Origin of the sequence: Pseudomonas alliivorans (assembly GCF_017826695.1) — a bacterium.
Lineage (GTDB): Bacteria > Pseudomonadota > Gammaproteobacteria > Pseudomonadales > Pseudomonadaceae > Aquipseudomonas > Aquipseudomonas alliivorans.
This window is the reverse complement of the sequence record NZ_JAFFZW010000004.1, coordinates 202,881-222,715: the sequence shown is the minus strand read 5'-3', so window position 1 is coordinate 222,715 and position 19,835 is coordinate 202,881. Positions and strand designations below refer to the sequence as shown.

The 19,835-nt window shown below is 60.1% G+C and carries 17 protein-coding genes; 1 reads left to right on the top strand and 16 read right to left on the bottom strand.

Features of this window, described 5'->3' with window-relative positions:
* The first annotated feature begins 177 nt into the window (after positions 1-177).
* A complete protein-coding gene (locus JTJ32_RS13585) occupies positions 178-633 on the top strand; it encodes a DUF721 domain-containing protein (protein WP_004881496.1) in 456 nt (151 codons plus the stop codon).
* Positions 634-649: 16 nt separating this feature from the next.
* Here JTJ32_RS13585 and JTJ32_RS13580 read toward each other — a convergent pair whose 3' ends face one another.
* The 16 genes from JTJ32_RS13580 to rsmH form a co-directional block, all read right to left on the bottom strand.
* Positions 650-2,263: a hybrid sensor histidine kinase/response regulator gene (locus JTJ32_RS13580; RefSeq protein WP_210042341.1), complete on the bottom strand. Its 1,614-nt coding sequence runs from the start codon at positions 2,261-2,263 to the stop codon at positions 650-652.
* Between the two features lie 237 nt (positions 2,264-2,500).
* Positions 2,501-3,412: a UDP-3-O-acyl-N-acetylglucosamine deacetylase gene (lpxC, locus tag JTJ32_RS13575; protein ID WP_099226296.1), complete on the bottom strand. Its 912-nt coding sequence runs from the start codon at positions 3,410-3,412 to the stop codon at positions 2,501-2,503.
* A gap of 112 nt (positions 3,413-3,524) precedes the next feature.
* The gene (ftsZ, locus tag JTJ32_RS13570; RefSeq protein ID WP_099226297.1) at positions 3,525-4,712 is read right to left on the bottom strand and encodes a cell division protein FtsZ; all 1,188 of its coding nucleotides are present in this window, start codon (positions 4,710-4,712) and stop codon (positions 3,525-3,527) included.
* A gap of 84 nt (positions 4,713-4,796) precedes the next feature.
* Positions 4,797-6,053, bottom strand: coding sequence for a cell division protein FtsA (gene ftsA, locus JTJ32_RS13565; protein ID WP_004881500.1), 1,257 nt, complete (start codon positions 6,051-6,053; stop codon positions 4,797-4,799).
* A 14-nt stretch (positions 6,054-6,067) separates the two neighbouring features.
* Complete coding sequence (locus tag JTJ32_RS13560; RefSeq protein WP_099226298.1) at positions 6,068-6,931, bottom strand: cell division protein FtsQ/DivIB; 864 nt, start codon at positions 6,929-6,931, stop codon at positions 6,068-6,070.
* 3 nt (positions 6,932-6,934) lie between these two features.
* Entirely contained in the window at positions 6,935-7,894 is a 960-nt protein-coding gene (locus tag JTJ32_RS13555; protein ID WP_210042339.1) for a D-alanine--D-alanine ligase, read from the bottom strand.
* Positions 7,891-9,351, bottom strand: coding sequence for a UDP-N-acetylmuramate--L-alanine ligase (gene murC / locus JTJ32_RS13550; protein WP_099226300.1), 1,461 nt, complete (start codon positions 9,349-9,351; stop codon positions 7,891-7,893). Before murC ends, JTJ32_RS13555 begins: the two co-directional genes overlap by 4 nt.
* Positions 9,344-10,414: an undecaprenyldiphospho-muramoylpentapeptide beta-N-acetylglucosaminyltransferase gene (murG, locus tag JTJ32_RS13545; protein ID WP_099226301.1), complete on the bottom strand. Its 1,071-nt coding sequence runs from the start codon at positions 10,412-10,414 to the stop codon at positions 9,344-9,346. Before murG ends, murC begins: the two co-directional genes overlap by 8 nt.
* Positions 10,404-11,618, bottom strand: a complete 1,215-nt coding sequence (gene ftsW / locus JTJ32_RS13540) for a putative lipid II flippase FtsW (protein WP_099226302.1) — start codon at positions 11,616-11,618, stop codon at positions 10,404-10,406. Before ftsW ends, murG begins: the two co-directional genes overlap by 11 nt.
* The gene (gene murD / locus JTJ32_RS13535; RefSeq protein WP_210042337.1) at positions 11,615-12,961 is read right to left on the bottom strand and encodes a UDP-N-acetylmuramoyl-L-alanine--D-glutamate ligase; all 1,347 of its coding nucleotides are present in this window, start codon (positions 12,959-12,961) and stop codon (positions 11,615-11,617) included. The genes ftsW and murD overlap by 4 nt, the downstream gene beginning before the upstream one ends.
* 5 nt (positions 12,962-12,966) lie before the next feature.
* Entirely contained in the window at positions 12,967-14,049 is a 1,083-nt protein-coding gene (mraY, locus tag JTJ32_RS13530; RefSeq protein ID WP_025996294.1) for a phospho-N-acetylmuramoyl-pentapeptide-transferase, read from the bottom strand.
* On the bottom strand, positions 14,049-15,419 hold the full coding sequence (locus JTJ32_RS13525; protein WP_210042336.1) for a UDP-N-acetylmuramoyl-tripeptide--D-alanyl-D-alanine ligase: 1,371 nt from the start codon (positions 15,417-15,419) through the stop codon (positions 14,049-14,051). Before JTJ32_RS13525 ends, mraY begins: the two co-directional genes overlap by 1 nt.
* Complete coding sequence (locus tag JTJ32_RS13520; RefSeq protein WP_210042335.1) at positions 15,412-16,875, bottom strand: UDP-N-acetylmuramoyl-L-alanyl-D-glutamate--2,6-diaminopimelate ligase; 1,464 nt, start codon at positions 16,873-16,875, stop codon at positions 15,412-15,414. Before JTJ32_RS13520 ends, JTJ32_RS13525 begins: the two co-directional genes overlap by 8 nt.
* Complete coding sequence (locus tag JTJ32_RS13515; protein WP_162864191.1) at positions 16,875-18,602, bottom strand: peptidoglycan D,D-transpeptidase FtsI family protein; 1,728 nt, start codon at positions 18,600-18,602, stop codon at positions 16,875-16,877. Before JTJ32_RS13515 ends, JTJ32_RS13520 begins: the two co-directional genes overlap by 1 nt.
* Complete coding sequence (gene ftsL, locus JTJ32_RS13510; RefSeq protein WP_083182598.1) at positions 18,602-18,895, bottom strand: cell division protein FtsL; 294 nt, start codon at positions 18,893-18,895, stop codon at positions 18,602-18,604. Before ftsL ends, JTJ32_RS13515 begins: the two co-directional genes overlap by 1 nt.
* Positions 18,892-19,833 (bottom strand): 16S rRNA (cytosine(1402)-N(4))-methyltransferase RsmH, encoded by a 942-nt coding sequence (rsmH, locus tag JTJ32_RS13505; protein WP_210042502.1) that lies wholly within the window; start codon positions 19,831-19,833, stop codon positions 18,892-18,894. The genes ftsL and rsmH overlap by 4 nt, the downstream gene beginning before the upstream one ends.
* Positions 19,834-19,835 lie beyond the last annotated feature (2 nt).

The window sequence follows — 19,835 nt, the reverse complement described above, 5'->3', positions numbered from 1 at the left end:
TGCTGGCACAGCGCTGTGACGGGGCAGATTTACAATGGGGCCATTTTCAAGCACTTCAACCCGCAAAACGGGGAAGTTACTCATTGATTTGCATATGAAAGCACGGAAAGGCCTCTGAAAGCAGCCGTTACAATGCTTTCTGTTAAGATGAGCGCCTTGTCACCAAGGCACATTCCCATGGCTTTTCGTCCTCTGAACGCTCGCGCGCCTGCCGTGCTGCTGCGCGAAGCCAAGCCTTTGAAGGCTATCTTCAGGCACGCCGAGCGCCTGAGTCACCTGCAACGCCTGGTCGAAAGCCAGTTGCAGCCGGCTGCCCGCGAACATTGTCATGTAGCTTCGTGGCGCGAAGGCAGCCTGTTGCTGATCGTGACGGACGGTCACTGGGCCACCCGTCTTCGTTATCAGCAGAAGCGACTGCACCGACAATTGGTCGCGTTCGATGAATTCATCAATCTGACGCGCATTGTGTTCAAGGTTCAGCCACCGGCAGCGCCACGCGGTGCGGCAACGCACACAATCGACCTGTCCACGGTCGCCGCCGAAAATATTCAGGCCACCGCCGACGGCATTACCGACCCCAAGCTGCGCGCCGCACTGGAGCGGTTGGCCAGTCACGCCAGAGACAAGCGCTGAAAGGCTCACAGGCCGATCACGGACTCGCTGTGAGCCTCTCACGCATGGACAGCAGATTGAGTCGCAGCTCCGACGGCCTGAGCGGCTTGGACAATATCGAAACCTCCCGCCCCTGCAGCGCCTCCTGCACCTTCTCCACTTCCCGCCCTGTAACGATCAACGCCGGCACATCCCAGCCACGCGCAGCACGTACCTGATCAATGCAGTCGAGCCCATTGGCGGTCGTGCCCAGATCGTAATCGGCAACGATAATGTCGCAGTCGGTGGTCAGCCCCTCGGCGGAGCGCGCGGCCTGAACCAGGCACCCCCAGCGTTCGAGCAACGCGGCGGTGGCCATCAGGACGTTTTGGTCGTCCTCCACCAGACAAATCTTCACCCCCTTGAGCAGGCTGTCCCCCAGTACTTTCCTGCGCACAGGCTGAACGGGCGCGCCCACCTCTTCGAGTCCATCGATGGTGACTGTAGTACCACGATCCACCTTTGAGTCGATTCTGATCCTCACTCCCAGAATCTGGCTGAGCCGTTTCACGATAGACAGCCCCAGCCCGACGCCTTCAACGTCCTTGTCGCGCACGTGACGGACGCGATAGAACTCATCACACACGCGGGGCAGGTGCTCCGAGGCAATACCGCGCCCCTGATCATGAACACTGATTGAAAGCCCGCCTGAGGATCGGCGCACGCCAATCAAAACCGGGCGATCAGGCGCATATTTGAGCGCATTGGAGAGAATATTCTGGACCATGGTAGCAAGCAGCGTGCGATCGACTCTGGACCAGTGCCGACACGGCCTGAGTCTCAACTCGACGCCAGCCCAGCGTGCCGCCGCAGCGTTCTGCTGAACCACATCACGAAGCATCTCGCCCAGATGAACGATATCGGACTTGGCCGAGACCTTGCCGCTGTCCAGCGTATAAATATCCAGAATGGAGCGAAACAGTTGCGAGACGTTGTGCAGAGAGCGATCAATGTTGTCGACCAGTTGGCGCTCGTATTCGCCCAAAGGGCTTGAGCGCAGACAGGCCGTGAACATGCCGATCGAGTGAATGGGTTGACGCAGGTCGTGACTGGCCTGGGCCAGAAACCGCTCTTTCTCCTGATTGGCCATGGTGGCCTGCTCTGAAGCCTGACGGGTCCTTACCAACAGAATGTGGGCGTAGCCAGGCACCAGAATAGTGATCGCCACCAGCATCAGAACCATGAACGGCTGCGCCTGCCAATAAGGCGTCAACTGGTAGATGATGAGGATCGCCAACATCGCCAGAGACGCAGCGATCGCCAGATAGCGAGAGCCGTAGCGCATGCCGTTGCCGAGCGTGACCCAGACCATGACGCTGAAAATGGGCAATGTCGCTTCGCCCCCTACAACCAGCCCGACCGATATTCCGGTGTAGTCATGCACCATCCCAAACACACGTCGCACGACGAACTCACCGGGGTAGCTGATGATGTGCTGACGCAATACCAGTGAAACCACAAGGAAGGCGGCGTAATACATGATGATCGGCTTATATTGGGCGACGTTCAGCCCCGGCAGCAAGCCGATCAATGAGACATAGGTGATCGCAAAGGTAGCCACGATCAGACGCAAGGTCGCCTGATCCAGCTCGGCATTTTTCCGGTCGCTCATCTGCCATCTTCTCTCAATGGAAAAGCCTGTATGAGCTGTCACGATACCTGACACCTGCTGCCGATCGTTACAGACACCTCTTACCGGATAAACAAAAACTCACGGTTTTCTGCTCGCCACAAGGCGCGGCGGATTTGATGAGTGATATGGACAACCAGATCGACATTCTTCAACACATAAAAAAAGGCCACCCGAGGGCAGCCTTTAAAGAACAAAAGGAAAGAGAGTAAAGCTTGCTTACACGGCCGCGACAGGACGCATGTAAGAAATAGGTGCCGTACTGGCATCCTCGAAGGTCACCACTTCCCAGGCATCTGTCTGCGCGATAAGCGCACGCAGAAGACGATTGTTCAGTGCGTGCCCCGACTTGAAGCCCTTGAACTCACCGATCAGGCTATTGCCCAGCAGGTAAAGGTCACCAATGGCATCCAGGATTTTATGTTTGACGAATTCGTCCTCGTACCGCAGGCCGTCTTCGTTCAATACGCCTTCCTTGTCGACCACGATGGCGTTTTCCACACTGCCGCCGAGTGCGAGGTTGTGCTTGCGCAGGTACTCGATGTCACTCATGAACCCGAAAGTACGGGCACGGCTGACTTCCTTCACGAAGGAAGTGCTGGAAAAGTCCACGCTTGCACTCTGGGTGCGGTCACGGAAGACGGGGTGATCGAAATCGATCTCGAAACTGACCTTGAACCCTTCGAAAGGCACGAAAGTAGCGCGTTTACCGCCCTCTTCCACTGTGACTTCACGCAGGATCCGGATGAATTTCTTCGGCGCGTCCTGCTCTTCCAGGCCAGCCGACTGAATCAGGAATACGAAAGGGCCTGCGCTGCCGTCCATGATAGGAACTTCGGAGGCAGAGAGCTCGACGTAGGCGTTATCGATGCCAAGGCCAGCCATGGCCGAAAGCAGGTGTTCTACCGTGTCAACTTTGACATCACCATTGACCAGCGTGGTCGACAGCGTGGTGTCACCGACGTTTTCCGCACGCGCAGGGATCTGCACGACAGGATCAAGGTCGGCTCGGCAAAACACAATGCCGGTATTCACAGGTGCGGGCTTGAGGGTCAGGTAAACCTTCTCCCCGGAGTGCAGGCCTACACCTGTGGCACGGATAATATTTTTCAGGGTGCGTTGTTTAATCATGGCATGGGCCGCTTCAGCGCAAGTTGCGAACTGGTATCAACAAAGGCTGGCGATGATAGCAGACCATGCCTTTGCTGAACACCAATCACCCTAATACCCCTGATACATTTCATCAATCGGCCTGACGACGCAGGAAAGCCGGGATGTCCAGGTAGTCCAGATCATCGTTAGGGTTCATCTTCGCTGCCGCCGTTGCGCCTGCGTGTGCCTGATTGCGCATCACGGTAGGACGGTCCAGGTCGCGGTAGTTGACCGACGGAGCTTCCTGACGAGCCGCTGGCTGAGCCGAAGGCTGCTGAGTGGTCTGCAGGGTGTTGTCGATCACCTTGACAGGCTTCTCGATTTTCGCGCCCAGACCGGTCGCAACCACGGTCACGTGCAACTCGTCACGCATGTCCGGATCGATAACGGTACCGACTTTGACCATCGCGTGCTCGGAAGCGAACGCCTCGATGATGCTGCCCACGTCCGAGTATTCACCCAGAGACAGGTCAGGACCGGCAGTGATGTTGACCAGGATGCCGCGAGCGCCCTGCAGGTTGACGTCTTCGAGCAGCGGGTTACGGATGGCGGCCTCGGTCGCTTCACGTGCACGGTTAGGACCGCTGGCGCAGCCAGTGCCCATCATCGCCATGCCCATCTCGCTCATTACGGTACGTACGTCAGCAAAGTCGACGTTGATCATGCCCGGACGCTTGATGATGTCGGAGATACCGCGAACGGCACCGGCCAGAACATCGTCTGCCTTGGCGAAAGCCGACAGCAGGCTGGCGTCCTTACCCAGGATGGTCAGCAGCTTCTCGTTGGGAATGGTGATCAACGAGTCGACGCTTTCGGACAGCATGCGGATGCCTTCATCGGCGATCTGCATACGCTTGCGGCCTTCGAACGGGAACGGACGGGTCACGACTGCGACCGTCAGAATGCCCATTTCCTTGGCCACTTCGGCAATGATCGGTGCTGCACCGGTACCGGTACCGCCGCCCATGCCCGTGGTGATGAATACCATGTTGGTGCCTTGCAGGACTTCTGCAATGCGCTCACGGTCTTCCAGTGCAGCCTGACGACCGACTTCAGGGTTGGCGCCAGCGCCAAGACCTTTGGTCACGCCTGTGCCCAATTGCAGAATGGTGCGCGCGCCGATGTTTTTCAGCGCTTGAGCATCCGTGTTGGCGCAGATGAATTCCACGCCTTCGATGTTGCTCTTGACCATGTGATTGACAGCGTTACCGCCACCACCGCCTACACCGATGACCTTGATTACCGGGCTTTGCGGGACGTTGTCTACGAGTTCGAACATTTTCTCTCTCCTTCCGCTCTCTAGTTAGTTTGCCTACTGCCTGCCGCTATTGTTTTGAAGCTTTGAATCTTGAATCGTTGAAGCTTAGAAATTGCCCTGGACCCAGCGCTTGATACGCTCAAGCACCGGAGCCTTGGGTTCGTCGCCGTAACTGCTGTTGCCGACAATCCCCGACAGCGAAATGCCATCGGATTGTTTCTGCAGCCCGTACAGCAACAGGCCTACGCCTGTGGAGTAGATCGGGTTGCGTACGACATCAGCGAGCCCTTTGACGCTATGCGGAACGCCCAGGCGCACCGGCATGTGGAAGATTTCCTCGGCAAGTTCCACCGCACCTTCCATTTTCGAGGTACCACCGGTCAGCACGATGCCGGCCGGGATCAGGTCTTCATAACCACTGCGACGCAGCTCAGCCTGGATCAGGGTGAACAGCTCGTCGTAACGAGGCTCGACCACTTCGGCCAGCGCCTGGCGGGACAGCTCGCGAGGTGGACGGTCGCCCACGCTCGGTACCTTGATGGTTTCACCAGCGCCGGCCAGCTTGGCCAGGGCGCAGGCATAACGAATCTTGATTTCTTCGGCGTACTGGGTCGGTGTGCGCAGCGCCATGGCGATGTCGTTGGTCACCTGATCGCCCGCAATCGGGATCACTGCGGTGTGCCGGATCGCGCCTTCGGTGAAGATCGCGATGTCGGTGGTACCACCACCGATGTCCACCAGGCAGACGCCCAGCTCTTTCTCGTCATCGGTCAGGACCGAATAGGCAGAGGCCAGTTGCTCCAGGATGATGTCGTCGACTTCCAGACCGCAGCGACGCACGCACTTCTCGATGTTCTGAGCAGCGTTCACTGCACAGGTCACGACGTGCACCTTGGCTTCCAGACGTACGCCCGACATGCCCAGCGGCTCACGAACACCTTCCTGGTTGTCGATCACGTAGTCCTGAGGCAGCGTGTGAAGGACGCGCTGATCGGCAGGGATGGCAACGGCCTGGGCGGCGTCGAGTACGCGTTCAAGATCCGCAGAGCTCACTTCACGGTCGCGGATAGCCACGATGCCGTGGGAGTTCAGGCTGCGGATGTGGTTGCCTGCGACGCCGACGAACGCCGAGTGAATGCGGCAGCCCGCCATCAACTGGGCCTCTTCGACGGCGCGCTGGATCGACTGCACGGTCGACTCGATGTTCACCACCACGCCCTTTTTCAGGCCGCGGGAGGGATGGGTACCGATACCCACGATTTCCAGCGAGCCATCGGCCGCGACTTCGCCTACCAGTGCCACCACCTTGGAGGTACCGATATCCAGCCCGACGATCATTTTGCCGCTTTGCACATTTGCCATGGTCCTGCCTCTTATCAATTCTTCGCGACGGCGGGTTTTTCCGACGTCGGCGCTGCCTGTTCACGCCAGCCAACCGCAAGGCCGTTGGCGTAACGCAGGTCGATGCGCGCAATATTCGTGATTTGGTCTTTAAGCGTTTTGTCGTAAATCGCGATGAAGCGGCGCATTTTTTCGACGAGATGGTCGCGTCCCAGCAACAACTCGATACCCGGCCCGGCACTACCGGCGCCTGTTGTCAGGAACCAGCTGCCACGCTCGCGCAATTCCAGGCGCACGATGGAGAACCCCATGGGGCGCAACATCTGACTCAACACCTGGTACTGCTGCATCACCTGCTGCTGGGCCCGCTGCGGGCCGAACAACTGGGGAAGATGTTCATAGTTGGACAGTTCACGCGGCGTGAAAGCCTGTCCCTGGTTGTTGAGCAGTGACTCGTCACCCCAACGGGCAACGGGCAACTGCTCTTCCAGGCGAATCACCACCTGGTCCGGCCACACACGCCTGACTTCGGCATGTGCAATCCATGGCATCTGTTCAAGCTCGGTGCGCATCGCGGCCAGATCGATCTTGAAAAAGCTCGAGGCCACGAACGGTGCAATCCGCTGCTGCACGGCCTGCTGACTGATGTAGCTCAGATCGCCCTGCACATTGATGCGGGTGATCGGGCGGTCGGCGTACGGCATGATCCGCAGCGCCGCTTCGTACGTCCCAAAACCCAGCACCACCAGCATCACAGGCCAGAACAGACGCTTCAGGAAACCGAAGCTCGGCTTGGGCATGCGCGCAGACAGCGGCTCCTTGGCCACCATCCGGCTGGCGCCACGAGGCACTGGCTTGCGGTTGGGTGCTGGAGGCTGATGACGTGCCGAAGCGTTCATGCCTTAACCCCTCGCCTGAACGCTGTCGGCCAGAATCGCCAACACCAGTTGCTGAAAATCCAGGCCTGCAGCACGTGCAGCCATCGGAACCAGGCTGTGATCGGTCATGCCTGGCACTGTGTTGACTTCCAGCAGCCAGAACTTGCCTTGCGCGTCCTGCATGACATCCGTGCGCGCCCAGCCTGCGATGCCAATGGCTTCGCAGGCGCGTGCTGTCAGTTGCTTGAGTTCCTGCTCACGCTCGTCGCTCAGCCCGCATGGAATCCGGTACTGGGTATCGGAAGCCAGGTACTTGGCGTCGTAGTCGTAGAAACTGTGAGGAGTGCCCAGACCGATGACCGGGAGCACCTGATCGCGCAGAGAGGCCACAGTGAACTCCGGCCCCTGAATCCACTGCTCGACCAGGACTTGCGAATCGTAGGTACTGGCAGCTTTCCAGGCGGCGATCAATTCGTCGACGCTGGTCACTTTAGCCATACCGATACTTGAGCCTTCATGGGCCGGTTTGACGATCAAAGGGAAGCCCAGTTCCGTCGCGGCAGAAATACAATCCTGTTCGCTGACAAGTACCGCGTGCAAAGGCGTTGCAAGGCCCAGGCTCTGCCAGACCTGCTTGGTGCGCAGCTTGTCCATGGCCAGAGCAGAAGCGAGCACGCCGCTGCCGGTATAGGGGATTTCCAGGCACTCCAGCAGCCCCTGCATGGTGCCGTCTTCGCCGCCACGGCCGTGCAGCACGATGAACGCGCGGTCGATCCTTTCATTCACCAGTCGCTGCAGGAAATCGTCGCCCACGTCGATGCCGAACGCATCCACACCGGCAGCCTGCAGTGCCTCAAGCACTGCCTGACCGGATTTCAGGGACACTTCCCGCTCGGCACTCTTGCCACCAAAAAGCACGGCAACGCGGCCGAAGCTTTTCGGCTCGAGTGTCGAGCGCAGGGAAGACGGGGCGACGGCTGTCATTTCAGCTTACCTTCGGTAGAAGCCACTTTTGCGCCGACGAACAGCGGACTCTTGAGCAGTTGCGGAGCCAGACCACCGATGTCGCCCGCGCCCTGGCACAGCAGGATGTCGCCCGCGCGCAGCAGCGGCTTGACCAGCGGTGCCAGTTCGACGCCACGCTCGATGTAGATCGGATCAAGCTGGCCTCGCTGACGAATGCTGTGGCACAGGTTGCGGCTGTCCGCACCGGGGATCGGTTCTTCACCGGCCGGGTAGACTTCCATCAGCAGCAGTACATTGGCATCGGCCAGCACCTGCACGAAATCGTCGTACAGGTCACGGGTGCGGCTGAAACGGTGCGGCTGATAAACCATGACCAGACGACGATCCGGCCAGCCACCACGAACGGCATTGATCACCGCCGCCACTTCGCGCGGGTGGTGGCCGTAGTCGTCGACCAGCATCACGTTGCCGCCTTCAACCGGCAGTTCGCCATAGACCTGGAAGCGACGGCCCACGCCCTGAAAGCCGGACAGCCCCTGAACGATGGCTTCATCACTGACGCCTTCGTCGGTCGCGATCGCGATGGTCGCCAGCGAGTTGAGCACGTTGTGATTGCCCGGCATGTTCACGGACACATCCAGCGGCTCGCGGTCGCGACGCAGCACGGTAAAGAACGTCAGCATGCCGTCCTGGCGCACGTTGATTGCGCGCACATCGGCTTCTTCGCTGAAACCGTAGGTAAGGATCGGACGCTTGACCTGCGGCAGGATTTCACGGACCACAGGATCATCGATGCACATGACCGCCAGCCCATAGAACGGCAGGTTGTGCAGGAACTCGACGAAGGTTTTCTTCAACTTGTTGAAGTCACCTTCGTAGGTCGCCATGTGATCGGCGTCGATGTTGGTGACCACCGCAACCAGCGGCTGCAGATGCAGGAAGCTGGCATCACTTTCGTCGGCTTCGGCGATCAGATAACGGCTGGTGCCCAGCTGGGCATTGGTGCCGGCAGCATTCAGACGGCCGCCGATCACGAACGTCGGGTCCAGGCCACCGGCCGCGAACACCGAAGCGATCAGGCTGGTGGTGGTGGTCTTGCCATGGGTACCGGCAACCGCGATGCCGTGGCGATAGCGCATCAGTTCAGCCAGCATCTCGGCGCGTGGCACGACCGGAATACGGCGCTCCAGAGCGGTAGCCACTTCCGGGTTGGTCGTGTTGACCGCACTGGACACCACCAGCACATCGGCACCCACGGTGTTCTCGGCGCGATGGCCGAGGAAAATCTGCGCGCCGAACGATTCGAGACGTTCGGTCACCGGAGAACTTTTGAGGTCGGAACCCGACACTTCGTAGCCCAGGTTCAACAGAACCTCGGCAATGCCGCACATGCCGACACCGCCGATACCGACGAAGTGGATGCGACGGATGCGGCGCATTTCAGGTTGCGGCATGGCGCGCTGACTCTCAACCATTGACCACCTCCACACAGACATCGACCACGGTATTGGTTGCATCGGGCTTGGCCAGGCGACGTGCCGTGCGGGCCATGCTGTTCAATTGTTCGGGTTGCATCAAAACCTCTTTCAGGCGTGCAGCCATCTCGGCTACGCCAGTTGTCGCTTGCGGCATGACAAAGGCTGCGCCTTCGCGAGCCAGATAGTCAGCGTTACGGGACTGATGGTCATCGATCGCATGGGGCAACGGGATCAGCAGCGACGGCAGGCCTGCGGCCGCCAGTTCGCTGATGGTCAGTGCGCCTGCGCGGCAGACCACCAGATCGGCCCAGCTGTACGCTTGAGCCATGTTCTGGATGAATGGCGCCACTTGCGCCTCGACGCCCGCGTTGCGATAGCGCTCGGCGGTGATTTCGTCGTGATTCTTGCCCGCCTGATGAAACACCTCTGGACGGATCTCCTCGGGCAGTTGCGCCAACGCTTCGGGCAGCAGTTTGTTCAGCGGCTCCGCACCCAGGCTGCCGCCCAGCACCAACAGACGCGCCTTGCGACCGGCCAGCGCCTGACGCGGGGTTTCAAGAAACAGCTCGACACGCACCGGATTGCCGGTCGTGCGGCGTTTCTTCGAGGCCGCGAAGGTATTGGGGAACGCCTCGCATACACGGCTGGCGAACGACGCAAGGCTGCGATTGGCAGTGCCGGCCACAGCGTTCTGCTCGTGAATGATCAACGGTACGCCTGCCAGCTTCGCCGCAAGGCCACCGGGACCTGTGACATAGCCACCGAAGCCGACCACACACACGGGCTTGAGCTCACGCACCACCTTGCGGGCCTGCATCAGCGCCTTGAGCAACATCAGCGGAGCCTTGAGCAGGGACAGACGCCCCTTGCCACGCAAACCCGTGACATTGATCAGGTGCAGGGTCAGACCGGCCTGAGGCACCAGTTCGTTCTCGATGCCACGCGGGGTGCCCAACCAGTGAACCTTGTAGCCACGCGACTGGAATTCGCGCGCGCAGGCCAGCGCCGGGAATACATGCCCGCCGGTACCGCCTGCCATGATCAACACGTTAGCGTCCATGAGGCGTCTCCTCGGCGAAGTCGCTCTCTTTGAACTCGGCCTCTTCGCTGCCCATGTTGTTGCGCGATTCCCATTCGATGCGCAGCAGCAGCCCCAGGCTGGCACAGCAGATCACCAACGAGCTGCCGCCGTAGCTCAGAAACGGCAACGTCAGCCCCTTGGTCGGCAACAGACCGACGTTCACGCCGATGTTGATCAGGAACTGACCGATCCACAGGAAAGAAAGACCGTAGGCAACGTAGGCACCGAAGAACTGTTTGGCCCTTTCTGCCCACATACCGATATACATGCCGCGAATACTGACGAACAGGAACAGCGCAACCGTGAGCAACGAACCCACGACACCCAGCTCTTCGGCGAGCACAGAGAACACGAAGTCCGTATGCGCTTCCGGCAGATAGAATTGTTTCTGGACACTGTTGCCCAGACCGACACCGAACCATTCGCCTCGACCGAAGGCGATAAGCGCCTGGGTCAGCTGGTAGCCGGAGCCGAACTGATCGGCCCATGGATCGGTAAAGTTGGTCAGACGCGCCATCCGGTAAGGCTGGGCCTGAACCAGTACGACCACCGAAGCAACCGCCAGCACGACCATCAACGAAAAGCGGAACAGCCCGACGCCGCCCAGGAACAGCATTGCAGCCGCAGCCCCCATCATCACGACGGTTGCACCGAAGTCAGGCTCCATCAGCAACAGACCGGCCATGGGCAGCAGCACGATGAACGGCTTGAAGAACCCCATCCAGCTTTCACGCACTTCCTGCTGACGACGAATCAGGTAACCGGCCAGAAAGATCACCACGAAGACCTTGGCGATTTCGGACGGCTGCACGTTGAACGCGCCAAAACCGATCCAGCGCATCGAGCCGTTCACCTCGCGCCCGATACCCGGTACCAGCACCAGCAGCAGCAAGCCGAACGCACCGAGCAGCATCAGCCAGCCCAGGCGCTGCCAGGTGGCGACCGGGATCATCATGGTCACACCGCACGCGCCCAGACCGATCAGCAGGTACACCAAGTGACGCGTCATCATGTACAGCGTGTTGCCCGACTGCACGGCGGCGACTTCCGACGACGCAGAGGTAATCATCACCAGACCGAGGCCCAGCAAGGCAAGACAACCGACCAGCATCGGAAAGTCGAGGTCGATGCCCCGTCCGCTGATCAGCGGCGATGGATACGGCTTGATCACACCGAAGATCATGACAAGCACTCCACTGCCTGCGCGAACACTCGTCCGCGCTCTTCATAATTCTTGAACATGTCCAGACTGGCGCAGGCCGGGGACAGCAAAACGGCGTCGCCGCCCTGAGCCAGTTCAGCACTGCTTTCAACTGCTGCCTGTAGCGTGTCGACACGCACAAGCGGTGCCGCGTCGCCCAATGCCTGAGCAAGCCTTTCGGCATCACGCCCCAGCAGCACGACGCTGCGACAATGCGCAGCAACCGCAGCACGCAGGCCGCTGAAATCGGCGCCCTTGCCGTCGCCACCGGCGATCAGCACCAGCTTGCCCGGAATGTCTGCGCCCAGACCTTCGATGGCCGCCAGTGCAGCACCAACGTTGGTGGCTTTGGAGTCGTTGTAATAATGAACACCGTTCAGCTCACGGACCCACTGACAGCGATGCTCGAGACCCGAGAACTCACGCAGCGCCGACAACATGGCATCAAACGGCAGACCAACCGCATGGCCCAGCGCCAGAGCTGCCAGTGCGTTTGCGTGGTTGTGCGCACCGCGCATTTTCAGCTCGCGAACAGGCATCAGGTTTTCGAACTGGAAGGCCAGATACTTTTCGCCGTTTTCTTCGCGCAGACCAAAGCCGTGGAAGTCCGGTTTGTTCAAACCGAACGTCCAGCACGGCAGACCTTCGCCAATCAACGGGCGGGACAACGCGTCCTGACGATTGACCACCACCTGCCGCGCGCCCCGGAAGATCCGGTGCTTGGCCAGGTGATAGGCCGGCAGACCGCTGTAACGGTCCATGTGGTCTTCACTGATGTTCAACACGGTCGCCACTTCAGCATTGAGCTGATCGGTGGTTTCCAGTTGAAAGCTGGAGAGCTCCATCACGTACAGATCAACGTCATCGCTGAGCAGATCGAGCGCCGGAGTACCCAGATTGCCACCCACGGCAACGCGCTTGCCTGCGGCTGCAGCCATCTCGCCCACCAGCGTCGTCACGGTGCTTTTGGCATTGGAGCCGGTGATGGCAACAATCGGCGCTTTCGCGTAACGCGCGAACAGCTCGATATCGCCTGCCATCTTCACGCCACGCGCCTGAGCCTGTTGCAAGGCAGGCGTCGCGAGGGCAAGACCCGGGCTCACATAGACTTCGTCGGCACGGCAGAGGAATTCCACGTCCAGCTCGCCACAACGCACTTCCACCTGCGGGTAATCCCGGCGCAAGGTCGCCAGTTCCGGCGGATTCTCCCGCGTGTCGGCCACGGCAAAGGACACTCCCCGGTTCGCCAGGAAGCGAACCAGGGACATGCCGCTTTTGCCTAGACCCACGACAATGCGGAAGCGGTCGGAAACGATCAGGGACACTCGCTCTACCTCAGTTTCAGCGTGGCAAGGCCGATCAGCACGAGAATCACGGTGATGATCCAGAAACGGACAATCACGCGTGGCTCGGGCCAGCCTTTGAGTTCAAAGTGGTGGTGTATGGGCGCCATGCGGAAAACCCGGCGACCGGTCAGTTTGAAAGACGCAACCTGAATGACCACTGAAAGGGTTTCCATCACGAAGATGCCGCCCATGATGAACAGCACGATTTCCTGACGAACGATCACGGCCATTGTGCCCAGCGCAGCGCCCAGCGCCAGCGCGCCGACGTCGCCCATGAAAACCTGGGCCGGATACGTGTTGAACCAGAGGAACCCCAGTCCCGCCCCGATCAGCGCCCCGGAGAACACAATCAGCTCGCCCGCCCCCGGTACGTAAGGGATCAGCAGGTATTCGGCAAATTTCACGTTACCGGACAGGTAGCAGAAGATGCCCAGCGCGCCGCCGACCATCACGGTTGGCATGATCGCCAGACCGTCCAGGCCGTCGGTCAGGTTCACCGCGTTGCTGGACCCGACGATCACGAAATAGGTCAGCACCACGAAGCCGATACCCAGCGGGATACGGACATCCTTGAGCATCGGTACGATCAAGGTGGTTTCGGTGGCGGACGGCGCGGTCGTATAAAGGAAGATCGCGGCGCAGAGACCAAACACTGATTGCCAGAAGTACTTCCAGCGACTCGGCAAGCCACGGGAGTTCTTTTCGATCACCTTGCGATAATCGTCGACCCAGCCAATGGCACCGAACAGGAAGGTGACGAGCAGTACGACCCAGACATAGCGGTTGCTCAAGTCAGCCCACAGCAGAGTGCTGATGCCGATGGAAGAAAGAATCAACGCGCCGCCCATGGTGGGGGTGCCCGATTTGGACAGGTGCGACTGCGGACCGTCGTTGCGCACGGACTGGCCGATCTGACGCATCTGCAAGGTGCGAATCATCCACGGCCCCAGGCACAGCGACAGCGTCAGCGCAGTCAGCACGCCGAGGATCCCGCGCAGCGACAGGTACTGAAAGACTGCGAAGCCTTTGTAGAACTGTTGTAAGAACTCGGCCAACAGCAGCAGCATCAATGTTTCTCCAGGCTAGAACCGCACAAAGCAGCCACGACGTTTTCCATCGCAGCGCTACGCGAGCCCTTGATCAATAAAGTGGTGTTTTTATCTTGCTCGGCGCCCAGCGCTTCGATCAGCTCGGCCTGAGTGATGAAATGACGCGCGTGCGGCCCGAAGGCACTGACTGCGTGCGTCATCAGTGGCCCGACGGCATACAGCGCCGAAACCTTGTCTTTGGCGTAAGCCCCCACATCGTGGTGGCCCTGCTCGGCCCATTCGCCCAATTCGCCGATGTCACCCAGCACCAGGACGGTCCGCCCCGGAAAACTGGTCAGCAGATCGACGGCGGCGTTCACCGAAGAAGGATTGGCGTTATAGGTGTCGTCGATCACGCGCATGCCATTGCTGGCGATGTGCGGCACAGCACGGCCCTTGACCGGCTGCACGTTATTCAAACCTTCGACAATGCCGTCCAGGCTGACGCCCAGCGCGCAGGCAGCGGCCGCGGCGGCCAAGGCATTGGTCACGTTGTGCGTGCCCAGAAGATTCAGTTGTACCTGTGCGGAGCCTGACGGGCTGTGCAGCATGAAGCCCGGGCAGCCGCGCTCGTCGCGATGCAGCTCGCTGGCGTGCAGATCCGCGTCGACGTTGCTCAGTGCAAACGTCAGGACTTTGCGATCACCGGCACGTAAGCGCCAGATCGGGAATGCCTTGTCGTCGAGATTCAGAACCGCAGTGCCTTTGGCATCGAGGCCTTCAATGATCTCGCCTTTGGCCTCGACAATACGATCGGGACCGCCGAACTCGCCGACATGGGCCGTGCCCGCGTTGGTAAGAATGACCACATGCGGCTTGGTCAGACTGACGGTGAAAGCGATTTCTCCGACACGCGACGCGCCCAGCTCGATAACTGCAGCAGCGTGCTCGGCGCCCAGTTCCAGCAGGGTCAACGGCACGCCCAGTTCATTGTTCAGATTGCCGCGGGTCGCAAGAACGGAGCCGCGCGTGCGCAGAATGCTGGCGAGCATTTCCTTGACCGTGGTCTTGCCGCTGGAGCCGGTGACGGCAGCCACCGGGCGATCAACAAACGCATTACGATTCATTGCGCCCAGTTGCGCCAGTGCCTTGCGGGTGTCCAGCACGACCAGTTGCGGCAGGTTCGAACCTGGCACTTCGCTCTCGACCAGAGCACCAACAGCACCCTTGGCAGCGACTTGATCGAGGTATTCATGACCGTCGAAACGCGGCCCGGTCAGCGCGATGAACAATTGACCCGGCACGATGGCGCGGCTGTCGGTGCTTACACCGTCAAAGCTGCAGTCGCGGCCCGCCAGACGAGCGTTGAGCGGAGCAACCAGTTCGCTGAAGGTCAGTGGCTTAAACATGTGCAGGCTCCCATGCGGCCAGAGCTTTGGCAGCCTCTTCCAGATCGGAGAACGAATGGCGCTGGCCGTCGATTTCCTGATAGTCCTCGTGGCCCTTGCCGGCCAGCACAACGACGTCGTCGGCTTTGGCACTGGCAATGAGTTGCGCAATGGCTTGGCCACGGCCGTTGACGAACTTCACGTTATCCGCTGCGCTGAAACCGGCACGGATGTCATCGAAAATCTGCGATGGCGCTTCGGTACGAGGGTTGTCGTCAGTCACCAGAACACCATCCGCCAGACGCTCGACCACCTCGGCCATCAGCGGGCGCTTGCCGCGATCACGATCGCCGCCACAGCCGAACAGGCAGAGCAATTGGCCTTTGGAATGCGGGCGCAAGGCTTCGAGGACTTTTTCCAGCGCATCCGGCGTATGAGCGTAATCGACCACCACCAGCGGCTTGTCGGCACCACCCAGACGCTGCATGCGTCCGACAGGGCCTTCGAGTTTTGGCAGTACCTTGAGGATCTCGTCCAGCGCGTAATCCAGGCCGAGCAAGGCGCCAACCGCAGCCAGGACATTGCTCAGGTTGAAGCGGCCCAACAGGCTGCTGCGCAGGAAATGCTCACCTTGCGGGGTAACCAGTGTGGCGCGTACGCCATCGTCGTCGAATTTGGCGTCGCGGCAATAAAGATAGGCCGAGCTGTCCAGCAGGCTGTAGGTAATCAGGCGTGACTCCTGCTTTTCTGCCGCCAGCTCGCGACCGAATTCGTCATCCAGATTGATGACCCGGCAGCGCAGATCAGGCCAGGCAAACAGCTTCGCCTTGGCCGCACCATAGGCTTGCATGGTGCCGTGATAATCCAGATGGTCACGGGACAGATTGGTCAGCACCGCTACATCGAAGGCCAGCGCCGTCGCACGGCCCTGATCCAGACCGTGGGACGACACTTCCATCGCAACAGCACGGGCACCGGCCTTTCTTAGATCGGTGAGCGTGGCCTGAACGGCAATCGGGTCAGGCGTGGTGTGACGTCCGCTTTGCAGCGCGCCATAAAAGCCGGTGCCCAGCGTGCCGACAATGCCGCAATGCTGACCCAGCAGATCGAGCGCCTGGGCAACCAGTTGGGTCACGCTGGTCTTGCCGTTGGTGCCCGTTACGCCGACCAGATTCAGACTGCGGCTCGAATCGCCATAGAAACGGCCGGCGATGGCAGACAGTTGCGCGGCCAGGCCCTTGACCGGAATCAATGGCACATCGGTAATAGGCAACACAGTCGAGCCTTCGGCTTCATAAGCGACAGCGGCTGCGCCACGCTTGAGCGCGTCGGCAATGTGCGCGCGACCATCGACCTTGAGGCCGGGGATCGCCAGAAAAAGATCGCCTGGACGCACGTTACGGCTGTCCAGCGTCAACTCGCGAATCAATGCATCGCGGTCGGTGTGAGCGAAAAGCTTGCTCAGATTAAAGGCCATCAACCACGCCCTCCTTTGACGACTGCCGGGGCAGTGTTGACCTGCTCAGGTGCGAGGTTGTCGGGAGAGACGTTCATCAACCGCAACGTACCGGACATGACCTTGCTGAATACCGGGGCTGAAACCAGACCGCCGTAGTAACCGCCCTTGCTCGGCTCGTCGATCACCACAACGATGGCGTAGCGAGGGTTGCTCATCGGGCCGAATCCGGCGAACAGCGAACGGTAGGAATTCTCGGCGTAACCCTTGGTGCCGATGGACGTCTTTCGCGCCGTACCGCTCTTGCCGCCGACGTGATAGGACGGCACACGAGCGCGGTACACGCCGCGCGGGTCTTCGATCACCTGTTGCAACATGCCTTGCAGTGTCTTCGCGGTCGCTTCCGGAATTGCCTGAACCGCCGTCGGCGCTGCGTCACTTTTCAGAATGGTCAGCGGCACGATGCGGCCGTTGTTGGCCAGCGCGCCATACGCGTGCACCAATTGCAACGCGGTGACCGACAGGCCATAGCCGTAGGACAGCGTGGCCGTTTCAGCCTTGCGCCATTCGCGATAGTTCGGCAGGTTGCCCACACGCTCACCCGGGAAACCCAGGCCGGTGTACTGACCGAAGCCGACGCGCTGCATCGCGCGGAAAATCGACTCGCCGCCCACATCGAACGCAACCTTGCTCATGCCGACGTTACTGGAGTTGATCAGGATGCCGGTGAGGTCAAGCACCGGGCCTTCCGTCTTGGTAACGTCACGGATGGTGTATTTACCGATCTGCAGCGTGCCCGGATATACCTCGACCTTATCGGTCGGCTTCCAACGGCCACTGTCCAGTGCGGCCGTCATCGAAATCGGCTTCATGGTCGAACCCGGTTCGAACACGTCGATGATCGCCCGGTTACGCATGGCGGCCGGCACCATGGTGCGGCGGTTGTTCGGGTTGTAGGTTGGCTGGTTGACCATCGCCAGCACTTCGCCGGTCTTGACGTCCATGATCACCAGACTGCCTGCCTTGGCCTCGTTTTCGACGATGGCATTACGCAGTTCACGGGTAGCCAGATATTGCAGACGCAGATCAATAGACAAAGCCAAGGTCTTGCCGGCCTTGGCGTTCTTGGTGACCTGCACGTCCTTGATCAGTCGGCCTCGCCGGTCCTTGATGACCTGCCGCTTGCCGGGCACTCCCGCAAGCCAGTCGTCATAAGCCAGCTCGACCCCTTCGCGACCATGATCGTCCAGGTCGGTGAAGCCGACCATATGGGCGGTCACATCGCCAGCAGGATAGAAACGACGAAATTCCTCGATGCCATAGACACCGGGGACTTTGAGATCCAGTACCGACTGACCCTGCTCAGGTGTCAGGCCGCGGACCAGATAGATGAACTCCTTGGTGGCCTGGGCATCGAGACGCTCCGTCAGTGCCTTGAGGTCTTGCCCCATCGCCGCAGCGAGCATTGGCCACTTGGACTTGTCCTGCTGCATTTCGCGCGGGTTGGCCCACAGCGTAGTGACGGGCGTACTGACAGCCAGAGGCTCGCCGTTACGGTCAGTGATCAGACCACGGTGAGCCGGAATGGGGATGTGACGAAGGCTGCGCGCATCGCCCTGTTCCTTCAGGAACGTATGGTCGATGACCTGCAGATCGACGATGCGCCAGCAGATGGCGAGCACCAGACTGACGAGCAATCCTACGACAACCCGGAAACGCCACGGGTAGAGAGCGCCATCCAGCTTCATCATGGCGCCACCATCCGTACTTCTGCCGCATTGGGGATGCGCATTTTCAGCTGTTCGGTCGCCAGCGTCTCGATACGACTGTGAGCGGTCCAGGTGCTCTGCTCAAGAATCAGACGGCCCCACTCGGCCTGCGCCTTGTCACGCACACTCATCTCCGAATACAGCGAGTTGAGCAATTGACGATTCAAATGCGCGCTATAGGAAACGCCAATCGCCGAAACGAGGACGGCAATGAACAGCAGCAGCATAATAAAGCTGCCGCCGGGCAGGGGTTTCAGGAAAAGACGGCTCACCTGAGCTTCTCCGCTACGCGCATGACAGCACTGCGCGAGCGTGGATTGGCTTTGGTTTCGGCATCCGATGCAAATTGGGCCTTGCCGTGAATCCGGATCTTTGGCTCGAACGCCTTGTACTGGATCGGCAGGTTGCGCGGCATATTGTCGGCTTCGCCCTTGGCGAGCTTGCGCATGAACAGTTTGACGATGCGGTCTTCCAGCGAGTGAAAGCTGATGACCACCAGACGGCCGCCGATTTCCAGTGCGTCCAGCGCAGCTTCGAGACCCGCCTCAAGATCGCCCAGTTCGTTGTTGACGTGGATACGCAGCCCTTGAAAGGCGCGCGTCGCGGGATTCTTGCCTTTTTCCCAGGCCGGGTTGGCAACCTTGAGGACTTCTGCGAGGTCAGCAGTGCGCTCGAAAGGCTGGACTTCACGGCGCTGCACGACGGCGTTGGCCATACGTCTGGCGAAGCGCTCTTCACCGTATTCCTTGAAGACCCGGGCGATTTCCTCGGCAGGTGCCGTGGCGATGAACTCGGCCGCACTGATACCACGCGTCGGATCCATACGCATGTCCAGCGGACCATCATTCATGAAACTGAAGCCGCGCTCAGGGTCATCAAGCTGCGGAGAGGACACACCCAGGTCCAGCAGGATGCCGCTTACTTTGCCTGCCAGGCCCCGTTCTTGAGCTTCGGATCCCAATTCGGCAAAGCTGCGCTGCACAATGACAAAGCGGCCGTCTTCGGCCGCTAGCGTTTGCCCTGTGGCAATCGCTTGAGGATCCTTGTCGAACCCGAGCAGCCTGCCGTCCGGTCCGAGATGGCTGAGTATCAGTCGGCTGTGCCCGCCACGACCGAACGTTCCGTCCATATAGCAGCCATCCGCGCGCAACGCGAGAGCCTCCACGGCTTCTTCGAGCAGTACGGTGATGTGGGTAAAGCCGCTATTCATAG